This is a genomic window from Paracoccus denitrificans (assembly GCF_900100045.1).
In the GTDB taxonomy this organism is placed as follows: Bacteria; Pseudomonadota; Alphaproteobacteria; order Rhodobacterales; family Rhodobacteraceae; genus Paracoccus; species Paracoccus denitrificans.
The window spans coordinates 105,644-120,748 of record NZ_FNEA01000015.1; the positions used below are offsets into that span (position 1 = coordinate 105,644).

At 68.0% G+C, this 15,105-nt stretch carries 16 protein-coding genes; 2 read left to right on the forward strand and 14 right to left on the reverse strand.

The window, feature by feature from the left end:
- Positions 1–27: 27 nt before the first annotated feature.
- The 14 genes from BLT64_RS14750 to BLT64_RS14815 form a co-directional block, all read right to left on the reverse strand.
- The gene (locus tag BLT64_RS14750) at positions 28–606 is read right to left on the reverse strand and encodes a HupE/UreJ family protein (RefSeq protein ID WP_011751219.1); all 579 of its coding nucleotides are present in this window, start codon (positions 604–606) and stop codon (positions 28–30) included.
- Between the two features lie 45 nt (positions 607–651).
- Positions 652–966, reverse strand: coding sequence for a rhodanese-like domain-containing protein (locus BLT64_RS14755; RefSeq protein WP_011751220.1), 315 nt, complete (start codon positions 964–966; stop codon positions 652–654).
- Positions 967–976: 10 nt separating this feature from the next.
- A complete protein-coding gene (locus BLT64_RS14760) occupies positions 977–1,483 on the reverse strand; it encodes a cupin domain-containing protein (RefSeq protein WP_011751221.1) in 507 nt (168 codons plus the stop codon).
- A gap of 114 nt (positions 1,484–1,597) precedes the next feature.
- Complete coding sequence (locus BLT64_RS14765) at positions 1,598–2,335, reverse strand: ABC transporter ATP-binding protein (protein WP_011751222.1); 738 nt, start codon at positions 2,333–2,335, stop codon at positions 1,598–1,600.
- Positions 2,308–3,177, reverse strand: coding sequence for an ABC transporter permease subunit (locus BLT64_RS14770; protein ID WP_011751223.1), 870 nt, complete (start codon positions 3,175–3,177; stop codon positions 2,308–2,310). The genes BLT64_RS14765 and BLT64_RS14770 overlap by 28 nt, the downstream gene beginning before the upstream one ends.
- Position 3,178: 1 nt before the next feature.
- Complete coding sequence (locus tag BLT64_RS14775) at positions 3,179–4,150, reverse strand: ABC transporter substrate-binding protein (RefSeq protein ID WP_011751224.1); 972 nt, start codon at positions 4,148–4,150, stop codon at positions 3,179–3,181.
- 15 nt (positions 4,151–4,165) lie between these two features.
- Positions 4,166–5,494 carry an LLM class flavin-dependent oxidoreductase gene (locus tag BLT64_RS14780; protein ID WP_011751225.1) on the reverse strand — a complete coding sequence of 443 codons (1,329 nt, stop codon included), beginning with the start codon at positions 5,492–5,494 and terminating at the stop codon, positions 4,166–4,168.
- A 173-nt stretch (positions 5,495–5,667) separates the two neighbouring features.
- Positions 5,668–7,209: a copper resistance CopC/CopD family protein gene (locus tag BLT64_RS14785; RefSeq protein WP_011751226.1), complete on the reverse strand. Its 1,542-nt coding sequence runs from the start codon at positions 7,207–7,209 to the stop codon at positions 5,668–5,670.
- Positions 7,206–7,643: a YcnI family protein gene (locus BLT64_RS14790; protein ID WP_041530740.1), complete on the reverse strand. Its 438-nt coding sequence runs from the start codon at positions 7,641–7,643 to the stop codon at positions 7,206–7,208. Before BLT64_RS14790 ends, BLT64_RS14785 begins: the two co-directional genes overlap by 4 nt.
- 14 nt (positions 7,644–7,657) lie before the next feature.
- Positions 7,658–8,449, reverse strand: coding sequence for an ABC transporter ATP-binding protein (locus tag BLT64_RS14795; protein ID WP_011751228.1), 792 nt, complete (start codon positions 8,447–8,449; stop codon positions 7,658–7,660).
- Complete coding sequence (locus BLT64_RS14800) at positions 8,443–9,438, reverse strand: ABC transporter permease (RefSeq protein WP_011751229.1); 996 nt, start codon at positions 9,436–9,438, stop codon at positions 8,443–8,445. Before BLT64_RS14800 ends, BLT64_RS14795 begins: the two co-directional genes overlap by 7 nt.
- Positions 9,439–9,447: 9 nt before the next feature.
- On the reverse strand, positions 9,448–10,479 hold the full coding sequence (locus BLT64_RS14805) for an ABC transporter substrate-binding protein (protein ID WP_011751230.1): 1,032 nt from the start codon (positions 10,477–10,479) through the stop codon (positions 9,448–9,450).
- A gap of 10 nt (positions 10,480–10,489) precedes the next feature.
- Positions 10,490–11,596 (reverse strand): LLM class flavin-dependent oxidoreductase, encoded by a 1,107-nt coding sequence (locus BLT64_RS14810; protein ID WP_011751231.1) that lies wholly within the window; start codon positions 11,594–11,596, stop codon positions 10,490–10,492.
- 16 nt (positions 11,597–11,612) lie between these two features.
- Complete coding sequence (locus BLT64_RS14815) at positions 11,613–12,767, reverse strand: acyl-CoA dehydrogenase family protein (RefSeq protein ID WP_011751232.1); 1,155 nt, start codon at positions 12,765–12,767, stop codon at positions 11,613–11,615.
- 421 nt (positions 12,768–13,188) lie between these two features.
- On the opposite strand from BLT64_RS14815, the gene BLT64_RS26875 reads away from it, so the two are divergent.
- Positions 13,189–13,353: a hypothetical protein gene (locus BLT64_RS26875; RefSeq protein WP_157137463.1), complete on the forward strand. Its 165-nt coding sequence runs from the start codon at positions 13,189–13,191 to the stop codon at positions 13,351–13,353.
- A 152-nt stretch (positions 13,354–13,505) separates the two neighbouring features.
- Positions 13,506–15,074 (forward strand): serine O-acetyltransferase EpsC, encoded by a 1,569-nt coding sequence (gene epsC / locus BLT64_RS14825; RefSeq protein ID WP_232290661.1) that lies wholly within the window; start codon positions 13,506–13,508, stop codon positions 15,072–15,074.
- Positions 15,075–15,105 lie beyond the last annotated feature (31 nt).

Genomic DNA, 15,105 nt, shown 5'->3' on the forward strand with positions numbered 1-15,105 from the left:
TTGCGCCGCCACTGCGGCGCAACGTCATCATCCGGCCAGCCCGCCAAGCGCGAACGACCCGACGAGCGCGATGACCGCGCCCAGCCCACGCGACAGCATCGGCCCCGGATGCAGGCGCCCCACCCTGCCGATGCCAAGACCCGCCAGATGCAGCAGAAGCGTCGCCAGCACGAACCCCGCCGCATAAGGCGCGAGATTGCCGGCGGCAGGCATCTCGGTGCCGTGCGCATGGCCGTGGAAAACGGCAAAGGCCGCAACGACCAGGCCAGCCGCCCATAGCGGCGGACGCAGGGCCAGCATGACGGCGACCCCGATCACGATGGACGAGGCGGCGATCCCCGCCTCGACAGCGGGAAGGGGGACGTCCGCCGCGCCCAGCAATCCGCCCGCCATCATCGCCAGCGGAAAGGCCAGGAGGAGGATCGGCGCGGCGGCCCCTCCCAATGAGGCGGCCCAAAGACCCACGGCGACCATGGCGACGACGTGATCCAGGCCCAGAAGGGGATGCGAGAAACCGGAGGCGAAGCCGCCGCCATGCAGATGCCCGGGATGCGCAAGGGCCACAGCCGGGCTGAGAAGCAGAAACAGGGTAAGCGCAATGCGCATGACATGGTCTTCCAGAAAGCGTTGATGTCGTTCAGACGCCGCCGTTCAGGCGACGCCGCGTTCCTTCAGTGCCGCATAGCCGCCCTCGACATCGGCGACATTGGTGAAGCCAAGCCCGGCCAGCGTCCCGACCACGGGACCGGAGCCGTTGACCGAGCCGCAAAAGACGACGATGCGGGCATCCTTTGGCACCGAGGCAAGGGGTCCGGCGAAGACCTCGGCCACCAGCGGCTTGGGCAGGATGACGGCCGAGGCGATCTCTCCGTTTTCGGCCCTTCCCTTGGGCGCGCGCACGTCGATCAGCAGATCGATCCCCGACAGGTCGGCGGAAAGCTCGGCGGCGGTGATACGGTTGGACATGATGTCTCCTTCAGGATGTGGGGGCCGGGTGGATGGGATCGACCCAGTAGACGCTTTCGGGGGCCTCGACCGGATCGACATCGGTGATGTTGACCACCACCGCCTCGTTGTCCGAACGCACCAGCACGCATTCCAGCACCTGGTCGGGATCGGCGTTGATCTCCTGATGCGGGACATAGGGCGGGACATAGATGAAATCGCCCGGACCGGCCTCGGCGACATATTCCAGCCGCTCGCCCCAGCGAAGCCGCGCCTTGCCGCGCACGACATAGATCACGCTTTCCAGCGGCCCGTGATGATGGACGCCGGTCTTGGCATCGGGCTCGATGGCGACCGTCCCGGCCCAGATGCTTTGGGCGCCGACGCGGGCATGGTTGATCGCCGCTTGCCGGAACATCCCGGGGGTCTGGGCGGTGCTGGAATCCAGCCGGTCCCCCTTGATGACCCGCACGCCGTCATATTTCCAGCGCGGCGCCTCTTGATGGTCATGGGAATGATGGTCGTGGTCGTGGGGCATCCTCTTTCTCCTTCTGCGGTCGTGCGGCGGCGTTTTCCGGTTCACTTGCGGCCCAGGCGCCGGCCATGCTGCCGCCGATGGCCAGGACATCGGTCGTGATCGAAAGGCCCTGTCTCAATGCGCGGCCCCGTGCGCCACGCCCAGCCAGTCCAGCAACGCCCCGCGGATACGGGCGAATTCGGGGTCGGCCACGTCGCGCGGCCGGTCCAGCGCGATGGGTTCGTGATGGGCGATTACGCCCTCTTTCATCACCAGCACCCGATCGGCCAGCAGGATCGCCTCTTCGACGTCGTGAGTGACCAGCAGGATCGCGCAGCCGTGGCGCTGCCACAATTCGGCCACCAGGGCCTGCGCCTTGATCCGGGTCAGCGCATCCAGCGCGGCGAAGGGTTCGTCCAGCAAAAGCAGGTCGGGTTCCCGCACCAGCGCCCGCGCCAGGGCGGCGCGCTGTGCCTCGCCGCCCGACAGCACCTTGGGCCAGACATCGGCGCGATGACCGATGCCGACCTCGTCCAGCGCGCGCTCGGCCCGTTTTCGGTCGGGGCGGCCCGGCAAGCCCAGGACGACATTGTGCCAGACCCGCTTCCACGGCATCAGCCGCGGCGCCTGGAAGGCGATGGCGCGGCGCGAAGGCACCACCACCTCGCCCTCGAACTCCGGGTCCAGATCGCCCAGGATGCGCAGCAGCGTGGACTTGCCGCAGCCCGAGGCGCCCAGCAGCGCGACGAATTCGCCCGGCCGGATGGCAAGGTCCAGGTTGTCGATCACCCGGCGCGGGCCGAAGGCGCGGCTGAGCCCCCGCACCGCGACGGCCGCGGGTGTTTTCAGGCTCCGGTGAAGTTGGGTCGCCATGACAGGAAGATCCTTTCCAAGCTGCGCACCACCAGATCGACGGCAAGGCCGAGCAGGGCATAGACGACAAGGCAGACGACGATCACGTCGGTCTGGAAGAATTCGCGCGCATTGGCCATCAGATAGCCCACGCCGGCGGTGGCGTTGATCTGCTCGCCAAAGACAAGCGCCAGCCAGGCGATGCCCAGCGAATAGCGCAGGCCGACCAGGGCATTGGGCAGCGCACCGGGCAGGATGACATGGCGCACCAGCCCGGCACGGCCAAGGCCCAGCGTCCGCCCGGCCTCGATCAGGGACTGGTCCACGCCCCGGATGCCGGCATAGACGTTGAGATACAACGGAAAGGCCGTCGCAAGCGCGATCAGCGCGATTTTCGGCGCCTCGCCGATGCCGAACCAGATGATCAGCAGCGGGATCAGCGCCACGTTCGGCACGGTGCGCAGCATCTGCATGGGCGCGTCGACCAGATCCTCGCCCAGCCGGGTCAGGCCGGACAGGATGGCAAGCGCGACGCCGATGGTGCCGCCGATCAGCAGCCCGCTCATCGCGCGCTGCATCGATACGACGACCGCCTCTTGCAACTCGCCGGTCTGGATCAGCTTCGCGGCGCTGGAAAGCACGGTGGCAGGCCCCGCCAGCACCTCGGCGGGCAGGACGCCGGTGATCGAGGCGAGATGCCAGACCAGCACCAGCGCCACCGGGCCGATGCCCCGGCGCAGCCAGCGCGGCACCTGCCGCCCGCGGGCCGTGGCCGGGGTCAGCCGCACCAGCGCATCCGCCGGCTCGGCCGGGCGATCCTTGCGCAGTGCGGCATAGCTGCGGTCGATCTCGGTGATGCTCATGTCAGTTCAGCGCGATGACGGGCGGGTCGCGATAGACATGGGCCGACAGGTCCAGCGATCCGTCAAGCACCCCGGCCTCGACCCAGGTGGCAAAGACGTTCTGCAGGCTGGCGACGAAGGCGTCGTCGATGGGCAGCCGCTTGTAGGCGGTCTGCTCGGCGTAAAGCGGCTCGACGGTGGCGCGGTCCTGCTTGCTGAAGCCTTCGTAGAAGGTCAGGAAATCCTCGCGGTTCTCGCGGGCCCATTCGTAGCTTTTCTCGATCCGGGCCAGGTAATCCTTGATCGCCTCGATCTTCGCCGGGTCGCCGAGGGTCTTTTCGGTCACGGCATAGACGATATTGCCGGTGTTCACGCCCTGGCCATCGTAAAGCTCGCGGGCACCAAGCACGCCGATGCTGCGCGCCTTGTAGATGCCCCAGATCGCCCAGGCGTCGATCCCGCCGGACTGGAAGGCCGCCGAGGCGTCGGCCGGGGTCAGGAAAGCCAGCTTGACGTCCTGCTGATCGATCCCGGCATTCTTCAGCGTGCCCAGGGTCAGGTAATGCGCCACGCTGCCCCGGGTGGTGGGCGAAATGGTCTTGCCCTTCAGGTCCCCGATGCTCTGGATCGGGCTGTCCTTGGGCACGATGATCGAGGTGCCCAGCCCGCCGTTGTGGAAGGCCGCGGCGATCTTGATCCTGGAGCCGCCGGCGATGGCGCTGACCGCCGGGCTGTCGGCGGACATGCCGATGTCCACCGCCTCGGCCTTCAGCGCCTCATGCAGGTTCACCGCGGCCGGATAGACCGACCATTCGATCTTGTAGGGCAGGTCGTCCAGCAGCCCTGCGGCCTCGAGCCGGGCGCGCTGCTCGCCCACCTGGTCGCCGACGCGCAGGGTGACGCCGGACAGATCCTGCGCGCCCGCCTGCGTGGCCAGCGCCAGTGCGGCGGCCGCCAGAAGCGTACCGAATCCGCGACGAGAGATTGGGGTCATGACGGTTCCTTTCTGTCACTCGGCCGCGATGCGCCGGGAGGTGTGGCGGTTCACGGGTTTGGCCAGCCCCAGCGAATCGCGGAAGGTGGTGCCTTCGTATTCGCGGCGGAACAGCCCGCGGTCCTGCAGGATGGGAATGACGGTTTCGGCAAAGACCGAAAGCTCGTCCGGCAACGAGTTGTTATAGACGAAGCCGTCCGCCGCGGGCTCCAGGAACCAGCGTTCGAAGGCATCGGCGACCTGCTCGGGCGTGCCGACGAAATCGGTGCGCGGCGTGGCGAAACGCTGCGCCGTCTCGCGCAGGGTCAGGTTGCCCTCGCGCGCCAGCCGGATCACTCGTCCCGAGGTCGAGCGGTTCGAGTTCTGCGCGAAGCGCTCGACCTCAGGAAAGGGGGCGTCCAGATCGTATTGCGAAAAGTCGTGCTCGTTGAAGGACCGCGCCATGATCAGCAGCGCATCCTCGATCGAGGTCAGGGCGATGAAATCCCGATACTTGCGCTCGGCCTCCTCCTCGGTCGAGCCGATGACCGGGCGCAGCCCCGGCAGAACGAACAGATCCGCCGGGTTGCGGCCGAAGCCTGCCGCGCGGCGCTTCACGTCGGCGTAATAGGCCCTGGCGGACAGCAGGTCGTCGTCCTGCACGAAGATCGCATCCGAGCGCGCGGCGGCGAAGTTGCGCCCGTCCTCGGATGCTCCGGCCTGGAAGATGACCGGCTGGCCCTGCGGCGAGCGCGCGATGTTCAGCGGCCCCTCGACCTGGAAGAACGGCCCGCGATGGTCCAGCCGGTGCAGCTTTTCGGGGTCGAAGAACCGGCCCGACGCCTTGTCGTGGACCAGCGCATCGTCCTCCCACGAATCCCACAGGCCCTGCACCACGTCCAGATGCTCGGCGGCAAGGCGATAGCGCGTGGCGTGATCGTAATGCTTGTCGCGGCTGAAATTGCGGGCCGAGCCCTCCAGCCAGCTCGTCACCACGTTCCAGCCCGCGCGCCCGCCCGAGATATGGTCGAGCGAGGCGAACTGCCGCGCCACGTTGTAGGGCTCGGCATAGCTTACGGTCAGGGTTCCGACCAGGCCGATCCGATCCGTCACCGCCGCCAGCGCCGACAGGATGGTCAGGGGCTCGAAGCGGTTGAGGTAATGGGGGCTGGACTTGGGCGTGATATGCACGCTGTCGGCGACGAACAGGAAATCGAACTTCGCCGCCTCGGCGACCTGCGCCTGGCGCCGGTAATAGCCGAAATCGGTCGAGGCGCCGGGATGCGCGGCCGGATGGCGCCAGTCGCCCCAGCCCGTGCCGTTGCCATGCATCATGAAGCCCAGTTTCAGCCGTCGCGCGCCCATGGTCCTGCACCTTCCGTAAAAATCACGACAAGTGTTGCCGTCTTTCCCGTTGCTAGCCCTTTGCCAGGCCGGGATGAATTCCAAAGATCCGCCATCCGAGAGAAGATTTTCACGGTCGGCGCGGGCTGTCGGGGGATTTGCATTCCCTGCCGCCACGCCTGCGAATCGCCGCGTCAGGAGGCCGGCGCGATCTCGATCAGGTCGCGCAGTTCCTCGACCCGGAAATCGCTGACCAGGACGCGCAGCGTCAGCACCCAGTAGCCGTCGAGGGGCAAGAGAAAGCGCCCGGCATCCACCACGCCGCAATCGGGGGCGGCTTCGTGGCGGAACGGCCCCAGCCCATAGGCGGGCTTCGACAGTTCGACCTCGACCGATTTGGGCGTGACCGGCTGGCCATCGACCCGCAGGTCCGAAACCGTGACCGAGACCAGCCCGACCCGGGGCGGCGACACGCCGATCTCGGCCGACAGCGCGGGCGAGGCGAGTTGCAACCGGATCTCGGGCAGGACGGACGGCAGGCTGCGTGGCGGCGGCGTATAGCGCCACAGCGCCACCGTGGCGATGATCAGCACGACCAGCGCCAGCTCGACCTCGATGGCGAGCCGCAGCGGACCGCCGTCGCCCCGCATGGCGCGCGGGGCCAGCAGCAGCCGGTTCGCCAGCGCCACCGCCAGCATCAGCGCCACCAGCCCCAGCTTGACCAGCAGCACGCGGCCGTAATCGGTGCTCCAAAGCGCGGCGGGACGGCCCAGCTGCACAAGGGCGATGGCGGTGCCCGAGGCCAGGACGACCCCCAGCACCCAGGGGATCAGCCGAGAGAACCGCCGCAATGCCCCGCGGCGACCGCGCGCCGGATCGGCCAGCAGCGGCACCAGCGCGCCGATCCACAGCGCCGCCGCCACCACATGCGCGGCAACCGCCGGCCGCATCAGCAGGCCGGGCGCCGCCGTCGCCGCATGGCCCGAACTCGCGGCGGCCGCCCCGGCCAGCAGCAGCGCCAGCAGGGCGGCGATGCGGCCCGGCAGACAAGCGGCCAGCAGCGCGGCGGCGGCGAAGGCCAGCGCCAGCCCCGGCGCGCCTGCGGCACCCTCGCGCCAGGGCGCCGAAGTCAACAGGCCGGCGGGGGACAGCGCCAGCAGATCCAGGCCCTGAAAACCCCAGACCAGCGGCAGGGCCAGAAGCCCCGCCCCCGCCGCGACAGGCGATCCGCGCCGGGGCTCGTCCGACAGAAAGGCCCGGAACACCGCGCCGCCGACACCGATCAGCAATGCCGCGACCAGCACGGCACGCAGCAGCCACAGCCCGGCGCGCGTGGCCGGCGGCGCCCCGGGCGCGGCCTGGATCGCGCCGGTGGACTCGCCCAGCGAAAACAGGCTGGCCCCGGCGACCGGATGCCCGTCGCCCGACGTCACGCGCCATGACAGCAGATGGCTGCCCCGGTCCAGATCGGGGGGCATGGCATAGATCAGGCGGTTGCCCTGCACCTGCGGCGGGTCCAGCAGCCGACTCTCGCCCGTGGCGGCAGTCAGCCGCGCGACCAATGGGCGGGCCGGTTCGCTGAAGGTCAGCGACAGCACGGGCGGGGCGGTCTGCAGCACCGCGCCATCGGGCGGGTCGGCGGCAATCAGGCTGGCATGGCCAAGCGCCAGCCCGGCGGACCAGATCAGCGCAGCCAGCCCGGCCAGAACGAACCGAAAGGCTCTGCCGCCGATCATTGCGCCGGCAGAACGCGCAGCACCGGGGCGGGATGGTCGGCTTTCGCGTCGGGCTCGATCCAGCGCAGCTGGCTGTCGCCGCAGGTCTGGATCACCGGCAGGGCGATGGTTTCGGGCGCGTCGGCCGTTACCGTGGCACGCAAGCCGAACCCTTCCTTGCGCCCATCGGGCAGCGGACCGCCTTGCCAGCCGATCTCCTCCGGCCCGGCCGAGACCTGCCAGCCCGGCTTTTCGACCGCCACGACATCCGCGAGCCCGGCCGGCACCGCGACGCGCAAGCCGGTGGTCGAGGCGCCGGCGCAGCCATGGCCGACGATCAAGGCCAGCTCCACCGTCTTGCCCTGCCGCGCCTGTTCGGGCGCCAGATGCACATGCGCCATGGCCGGCAAGGACAGCGGCGCGGCCAGCAGCAGCGCCGTGATCGCAATCTTCATCACCAGCTTCCCCCCTACCAGCTCGAATCCAGACCCAGATGGCCCAGCGCCTCATGCCGCAACTCGGCCAGCCTGGGATCGCCGCGATGGCGCGGATAGGGCAGATCGACGGCCAGATCGGCCACGATACGCGCCGGGCGCGGGCCAAAGACGATGACGCGCTGCGCCAGGTAAAGCGCCTCTTCCACGTCATGCGTCACCAGCACCGCGGTCAGCCCGCTTTGCTGCCACAGCCGCGTCAGTTCGGTCTGCATCGCGAGCCGCGTCAGGCTGTCGAGCTTGCCCAGCGGTTCGTCCAGCAACAGGACATTGGGCCGGTTGACCAGCGCCCGGGCCAGGGCGACGCGCTGCGCCATGCCGCCCGAAAGCTGGTGCGGATAGGCCTTGTCGAAACCCGACAGGCCGACCAGCCGGATGGCCTCGTCCACGCGGTGGCCCTCGGACTTCAGCGTGCCCTGCGCCTCGAGCCCAAGCGCGACATTGGCCCGCACCGTCCGCCAGGGAAACAGCGTCGGATCCTGAAAGACCAGGATGCGCGAGGGGTCGGGATCGGCCACTTCGGCGCCCGCGACGCGGATATGGCCCTGCGCCGGATGGTCCAGCCCCGCGATCAGCCGCAAGAGCGTGGACTTGCCGCAGCCCGAAGGACCCAGCAGCGCGACGAAGGAACCCGGCTCGATATCGAAGCCGATGTCGTCCAGCACCGGCAGCGGCGCACCCTCCAGATCGAAGCGGTGCGAAACCGCCTCGATGTTGATCGCGCTGCCCGCCTGCTGCGGGATGATCTTGAGGGCCTGTGCTACCACCGGACGACTCCCTTCTGCCAGACGAGCACCCGGTCGCGGATGCGGAAAAGAAGCGTGATCAGCCCCGAGCACATCGCTGCCATCACGAACAGCGCGGCATACATGTTGGCATAGGCCGCCCAGCCCTGCGCCCATTGCAGATACCAGCCCAGGCCCGCCTCGACCCCCAGCATCTCGGCCACGACCAGCACGGCGAAAGAGGTGGACAGGCCCATGAACAGGCCGACGAAGACATGCGGCAGCGCCGCCGGCACCGCCACCCGCAGGATCAGGAACAGCGGCGAGGCGCCCAGCGTCCGGGCGATCTCGTAATAGTCGCGATTGACCGAGGCGATGCCTGACCATGTCAGCACCGCGACCGGGAAAGCGGTGGAAAAGGCGATCAGGAACACGCTGGCCGAACCCGAGCTGGGGAAGATGAAGAAGGCCAGCGGCAGCCACGCCGTCGCGGGCAGCGGCCCGACATAGCGCAAGAGCGGCGTGGCCCAATAACTGACCGCCCGCGACCAGCCCATGCCGACGCCGATCAGGAACCCGGCGACGGCGCCGAAGAAGAAGCCCTTCGCCAGCAGCCAGACCGAGAACGAGGTGCTGTGCAGGATCTTGGGCCAGTCATAGATGAACACCTCCAGCATCGCCTGCGGCGTGGGAAAGAAGGGCTGGGGCAGGATGCCGGTCTTGGCGGTCAGCACGGTCCAGATCGCCGCACCGATGCCGATGGCCAGAAGCCAGGGCGCTCGCTGGGCGGTCCAGCGACCGACACGGCCCAGCCGGTTGCCGCCAAGTCCCAGGACCACCAGCACGCCGCCCACGGCGCCCCAGACCAGAGCCAGTTCCCGCACCAGAGGCTGGAAGGTCAGGTCCTGCCAGAACAGCAGGATCGCAACGGCCGCGAACCAGCCCAGCGAGGCAAGCAGCGTCACGCGCTGGATGGGGCCCGGCGGATGCGCCCCTGTCCCGGCGCCGGGCGCAATATCGATGGAAGCCATTCTGTCCTCCTAGGCCGTCAGAACGTCGGCATAGACCCGCTCGGCGAATTGCTGCGGATCGGTCGAGCGGCGGAAGACGTTGATCGCGCGCAACTCCTCGGCATATTGCGCAATCTCGGTCTTGAGGTCGGCGCCGGTGGGCGTGTGATCGTGGGTCTGGTCCTTGAGCACCGCGATCAGGTCCTCGACGCTGCGGTTCTTGGGCGCCTGCGGCAGGAACGCCTTGGCCGCGTCCTCGGGACGGGCCACGGTCCAGTCCTGCGCCTCGAGCAGCGCGCGGGTCAGCGCCCGGGCCGTATCGGGGTCGTCGCGCACCAGGCTGCCGCTGAGGCCGGCGATGCAGCAGACGCGGTTCTCGAAGCCATGGTCCAGGTTCGTGGCGATCTGCACATATTTGTCGGGCGTGTCGTGCAGCCAGAAATAGGCACGCGGATCACCGTCGGCGATGGCGTCGATCTCGCCCCGCTCGGCCGCGATCTCAAGCACGTCGGTCGAGAAGGCCCGCCATTTCACATCCGTCTCGGGGTCGATTCCGGCCTGGTGCAGCAGGATCGAGAAGAAGTTCTTGCCCGGCGCGGCAAGGTCGGTGACGCCGATGGTCTTGCCCTTCAGATCGGCCAGTTCCCGGATTCCGGCAGATTGCAGCGCGACCAGGCGCGAGCAGCCGCCATGGGTGCCGGCGGTTATCTTGACGTCGAAGCCCTGCTCCAGCGCCTTGAGCCAGCGCAGCGCCATGCCGACGCCGCCATCCGCCTTGCCGGTGGCGATGGCCTCCAGCAGCGCCTCGGTCGAGGCGCCGAAGTTCACGATCTCGACGTCCAGCCCATGCTTCTCGAAGATCCCGTGGTCCTGCGCGACGAAGACCGGGGCAAGGCAGATCGCCGAGGCGTTCGAGGCGAAGCGGAGCGGCTTCAGCCCCCCTGCGCCCTGCGCGCGGGCCAGCGAGCCCACGCCAAGGCCCAGGAAGGGCGCGGCCAGCGCGGCGCCGATACCCGAGCGCAGAAGGTTGCGGCGCGATGTGGTGACGATGTTGCGGGTCATGATGTTTCCCTTATTCGGCAGCATGGCTGGAGGTGAGTTCGGATGCGACCAGCGCCCGGACTCGCGGGATCAGTTCGCGACCGTATTGCAGCGCGTCGGTCAGCGGGTCGAAGCCCCGGATCAGGAAGGTCGAGATGCCCAGCCGGTAATAGTCCAGCATCGCCTCGGCCACCTGATCGGGCGTGCCGACCAGCGAGGTCGAGTTGCCGTTGGCGCCGGTCAGCGCGGCGATCTCGGTCCACAGCCGCTTGTCCAGGCGCGCGCCCTGGGCGGCGGCGGCCAGCAGGCGGCGCGAACCCTCGTTCTGGGGCTGGCCGGGGTTCAGCTTGTTGACCAGCCGCGGCTCGCCGCCAGTCGCGCGCAGGGCCTTGGCCTGTTCCAGGATGCGGGCGGCCTTGGCCCATGCCGCATCCTCGGTCTCGGCAAGGATGGGCCGCAACGACAGCGAAAACCGGGGTTTGCGGCCATGGCGGGCCGCAGAGGCGCGAACCGCGGCGATGGTCTGGGCCACCTGGTCGTAGGTTTCGCCCCACAGCGCATAGACATCGGCATGCTGGCCCGCCACGTCGATCGCGGCGGGGGAGGAGCCGCCGAAATAGACCGGAATGCCCTCGGGGCCCGTCGGCTTGATGTCCGAAAGGGCGCCCTTCACCCGGTAATAGTCGCCGTGATAGTCGAACGGCGTCTCGCTGCTCCATTCCTGCCGGACGATATCCAGATATTCGCGCGTGCGGGCATAGCGTTCGTCCTTGGTCAGCCAGTCGCCATCCTGCTCCAGTTCGCGGTCGTTGCCGCCGGTGATGATGTGGACGGCGATGCGCCCGTCGGTCAGGTGGTCCAGCGTGGCAAGCTGTCGTGCGGCCAGCGTGGGCGCGGTAAAGCCGGGCCGGTGCGCGAGCATCAGCTTGAGCCGCCGGGTGACGCTGGCGACATATTGCCCGACGAACAGACTGTCGGGGGTCGAGGAATGGAAGGCCAGCAGCACGCGGTCGAAGCCCGCAGCCTCATGGATCGCGGCCGATGCGCGGATGAAGTCGCGATCGATGACCGGACCCTGGCGTGCAATGGTCTCCGAGGCGTTGTGGTTGCCGATGAAACCGATGAATTCGACGGACATGGTGTTCTCCTGCTTGTCAAAGACCAAGGACGGCGCGTCCGGCGGCGACCAGGACGCTGTCCTCTTGCGGACTGTGGATGCGGCCGCACAGAACATCGCGGTAATGGCGTTCCAGCGGGTTTCGGCGGGCGATGCCGTGATTGCCGGCCAGCTTCAGCGCGCCCTCGACGGCAGCGATGGCGTTTTCGGTGGCGACATGCTTGATGAGCCCGGACTGGCTCGCCGCAGGCACCTGCCCCGCATCCATGTCCCGGGCGGCCGAGCCGATCAGCCGGCGATTGACGGCGATGCGTTCCTCGATGGCACCGACCGCCTCCTGCATCCGGGGCAGTTCGGCCAGCGGCTTGCCCAGATTGGCAGGCACGCGCGATTTCAGGAAGGCGACGATCCAGTCGCGCCCCGCCTCGGCGACGCCGGTATAAAGCGCGGCGATCAGCAGGCTGACCCAGGCCGAGGTCTCGTCGCCTCGAACGGCCCATTCCGCCGGGCGCCGGATGTCCACTGCGTAATCGGGCGGCAGCAGCACTTCGTCGAACTGCACGTCGTGGCTCGAGGATGCGCGCAGCCCCAGCGTGTCCCAGGTCGGGATGATCCGCACGCCGTCGGCTTGCATCGGGACGAGAAACTGCCCTACGCGGGCCTCGTCCTCGTCCGTGCGAGCCCAGACGATGGCCCAGCGCAGCCCCTCGCTGCCGGTCGAATAGATCTTGCGGCCGGAAAGCAGCCAGCCGTTGTCGATCCGGCGGGCGACGGTGGCCGGCAGGCCGCCGCGCATCGGCGTGCCAAGCTCGGGCTCGACGCGCAGCGCGTTGATCAGCGCGCCCTCGGTGGCGGCGTCGCGCACGACACGGGCCACCAGCGCGGCCGGCCAGCGTCCACGATGAAGCAATGCCAGATGGGCATATTGCATCACCAGCACCAGGCCGATGGCCGGGTCGCCCCGGCCGATCTCGCGGATGACCTGTGCCGCGATCTCAAGCCCGCCGCCCCTGCCGCCGAATTGCTGCGGGGCGGTCAGCGCCAGCAGCCCACTTTCGCGCAGCGCCTCGATATGCCGGAACGGGAAGCCGGCCGCGCGGTCGTCCTGTGCTGCGGCGACCGCGAATTCGTCGGCCAGCCTTTGCGCAATTCCGATTTCGTCGAGTTGGGTGGTGATCGTGGTAAGAAGCATCGGGTGCGGATCCTGCGCAACAAAACACGACAACTCTAGTCGCGTTAATGTCGGACCACTATTCCAAAGCCGGAACGGAATGGAGAAGATCCTGCCTCCCCCTCTTGTCGAGAGAGAAGGAAACCTGCGTTGTGGGAAACCCATTCTCCCAAGACGCAGTCGGATAGCCGAAGCGGTCAGGCAGGATGATCGCGGCCCCTCCCCGTCCGGGCCGGACCCAGCCGTCAAGCGCGCTTGTCATCGCCGGTGCCGCGCCATGGTCGGTCAGCGCCTCGCATCTCAGGACCGTGCAGAAAAATATTCTCCATCGGCATGCAAAAAAACATGACTCGTTTTATCGTTATTTTTTTCTCCGAATGGCATGATGAGCCCGAAAAGGGTCTGTCACCGGCCCATGGATCACGCCGAAGGGGGTTTCCCCATGCCTCGAATATCTGCCGATCCGGGCGATGCACTGGTCCGTCCGCCTCTGGACAAGGGGTTGCCAAGCCGTCGCAAGACCTCGCATGGCGTGGACGATCTGGCGGCGACCGTGGCCAAGGCCAGCAGCAGCCCCCATATCGCCGTGCCGGGGCGCGATGCATGACGGGGCCGGAGGTGCTTGGACCGGAAATGCTGAGATCGCGGTCTATCGGCGCGCACGACCGCAGTCAGCGGATGCCATGCGCGCGTGGGCAAGGGCCGCGTCTGATCGCCTCCCGGGATTGCCTGACGGCGCAGCGCGCCGCTTTGGCCTTGGTGCTTTGCGGCCGGCCTGCCAAGCCTGTCGTCGGACCCCACACCGAATTGCGGCTGGCCGATCCCTTCCGGCAGGACCTCGTCCTTCGCGAGCCGCTGGCCATGCTTGCCGCGCTGGACGCGCTTTGTCCCGGCACGCTGTTTTCCACCGATCCCGAACTGCGTGCCGGGCAGCAGGGCCTGATCGGTCATGCCGCCGACGCCGACGCTCGTCTGGCCGAGGTGACAAAGGCAAGAAACCACCGCGACCTGGACATCGCCATCCACTTGCTGCGCGACGTGATGCTGCGGATCGAACGCAGCTTCGACAATCGGGGTGCGGCGCCGGTCCTGGATGCCCGGGATGCGGTGATCGCGCCGCTGATCTGGCGCATGATGCTGCTGGACCGCCATTACTGCACCTATCTCTGCCTTGGGCTGGATCGGTCGATGGCCCTTGCCGGCCGAATGCTGGACCTGCCTGGCGCCGATGTCGTGCTTGACGATCTTGCGGCAGGGGAGTTCCTCGACCAGTTGTCCCCCGAAGCCGTCATCCGCTTGCCCGAGGACAGGCGCCCGGACTGGGCGCCCGCACTGGGTCCGGCGGGACGGCCGCAATATCCCTCCATCAGACCAAGACGAAAGAACCCGATCCTGACCGTCCGAAAAAGCTCCGACCCCGTGTCCCAGCCCAACCCTTCGAATTCCGATGACGGACAGCTGGATGTTATCGCCGAAAAGCTGCGGCTGATCCGCATCACCTCGCAGCAGCGCCGTTATCCGGGGCGGACAACGCCGCGCTTGCCTTCGCGCTCCGTGGTGATCCGGCTCTTGTCGAATGTCGTGGGCGCGCTTTATCCGCGCCATTTCGGCCCGGCCGGGCTGAATGCGCAGACGGCGGACATTTTCGTCGCACAGACGCTGAGAACCATCCGCCAGCGCCTGACCGAGCAGTTGGAGCTTGAATGGCTGCTGCAGCCCGATGCCGAACAACTGCCCTGCCGCCGCCGGGCCCGCACCGACGCAGATGCGTTCATGGCCGGGCTGCCGCAGATCCGCGATCTGCACGACACCGACATCAACGCCGCCTTCCAGGGCGATCCTTCGGCCAAGAGCCTTGACGAAATCGTACTTTGCTTTCCCGGCATCGCCGCGATCCTGCGCCATCGCATCGCGCATAGCCTCTACAAGCTGGGTGCGCCGATGCTGGCACGGATCATGGCCGAGCATTCGCATTCGCTGTCCGGCATCGATATTCATCCCGGTGCGAAGATCGGCCCGGCCTGCTTTATCGACCACGGCACCGGCGTGGTGATCGGCGAGACCGCGGTGATCGGGCGCAATGTGCGGATCTATCAGCAGGTCACGCTGGGGGCGAAACGGTTCGAGAGCGATGGCGAGGGCGGGCTGGTCAAGGGCCAACCCCGCCATCCGCTGGTCGGCGACGATGTCGTCATCTATGCCGGCGCAAACATCCTTGGCCGGATCGAGATCGGCAAAGGCGCGGTCATCGGCGGCGGCGTCTGGCTGACCGATTCCGTCCCGCCCGGCGCGGTGGTGACGCAGGCCAAGCCCAGCCTGAACACCTGAGACCGAAATAGCGCCATCCGGCCGCGGCATG

What these genes read in the sequence shown, in the direction of transcription:
- BLT64_RS14750 (WP_011751219.1), bottom strand. Translation starts at nt 606, where the DNA reads ATGCGCATTGCGCTTACCCTGTTTCTGCTTCTCAGCCCGGCTGTGGCC.
- BLT64_RS14755 (WP_011751220.1), bottom strand. Translation starts at nt 966, where the DNA reads ATGTCCAACCGTATCACCGCCGCCGAGCTTTCCGCCGACCTGTCGGGG.
- BLT64_RS14760 (WP_011751221.1), bottom strand. Translation starts at nt 1,483, where the DNA reads ATGCCCCACGACCACGACCATCATTCCCATGACCATCAAGAGGCGCCG.
- BLT64_RS14765 (WP_011751222.1), bottom strand. Translation starts at nt 2,335, where the DNA reads ATGGCGACCCAACTTCACCGGAGCCTGAAAACACCCGCGGCCGTCGCG.
- BLT64_RS14770 (WP_011751223.1), bottom strand. Translation starts at nt 3,177, where the DNA reads ATGAGCATCACCGAGATCGACCGCAGCTATGCCGCACTGCGCAAGGAT.
- BLT64_RS14775 (WP_011751224.1), bottom strand. Translation starts at nt 4,150, where the DNA reads ATGACCCCAATCTCTCGTCGCGGATTCGGTACGCTTCTGGCGGCCGCC.
- BLT64_RS14780 (WP_011751225.1), bottom strand. Translation starts at nt 5,494, where the DNA reads ATGGGCGCGCGACGGCTGAAACTGGGCTTCATGATGCATGGCAACGGC.
- BLT64_RS14785 (WP_011751226.1), bottom strand. Translation starts at nt 7,209, where the DNA reads ATGATCGGCGGCAGAGCCTTTCGGTTCGTTCTGGCCGGGCTGGCTGCG.
- BLT64_RS14790 (WP_041530740.1), bottom strand. Translation starts at nt 7,643, where the DNA reads ATGAAGATTGCGATCACGGCGCTGCTGCTGGCCGCGCCGCTGTCCTTG.
- BLT64_RS14800 (WP_011751229.1), bottom strand. Translation starts at nt 9,438, where the DNA reads ATGGCTTCCATCGATATTGCGCCCGGCGCCGGGACAGGGGCGCATCCG.
- BLT64_RS14805 (WP_011751230.1), bottom strand. Translation starts at nt 10,479, where the DNA reads ATGACCCGCAACATCGTCACCACATCGCGCCGCAACCTTCTGCGCTCG.
- BLT64_RS14810 (WP_011751231.1), bottom strand. Translation starts at nt 11,596, where the DNA reads ATGTCCGTCGAATTCATCGGTTTCATCGGCAACCACAACGCCTCGGAG.
- BLT64_RS14815 (WP_011751232.1), bottom strand. Translation starts at nt 12,767, where the DNA reads ATGCTTCTTACCACGATCACCACCCAACTCGACGAAATCGGAATTGCG.
- BLT64_RS26875 (WP_157137463.1), top strand. Translation starts at nt 13,189, where the DNA reads ATGCCTCGAATATCTGCCGATCCGGGCGATGCACTGGTCCGTCCGCCT.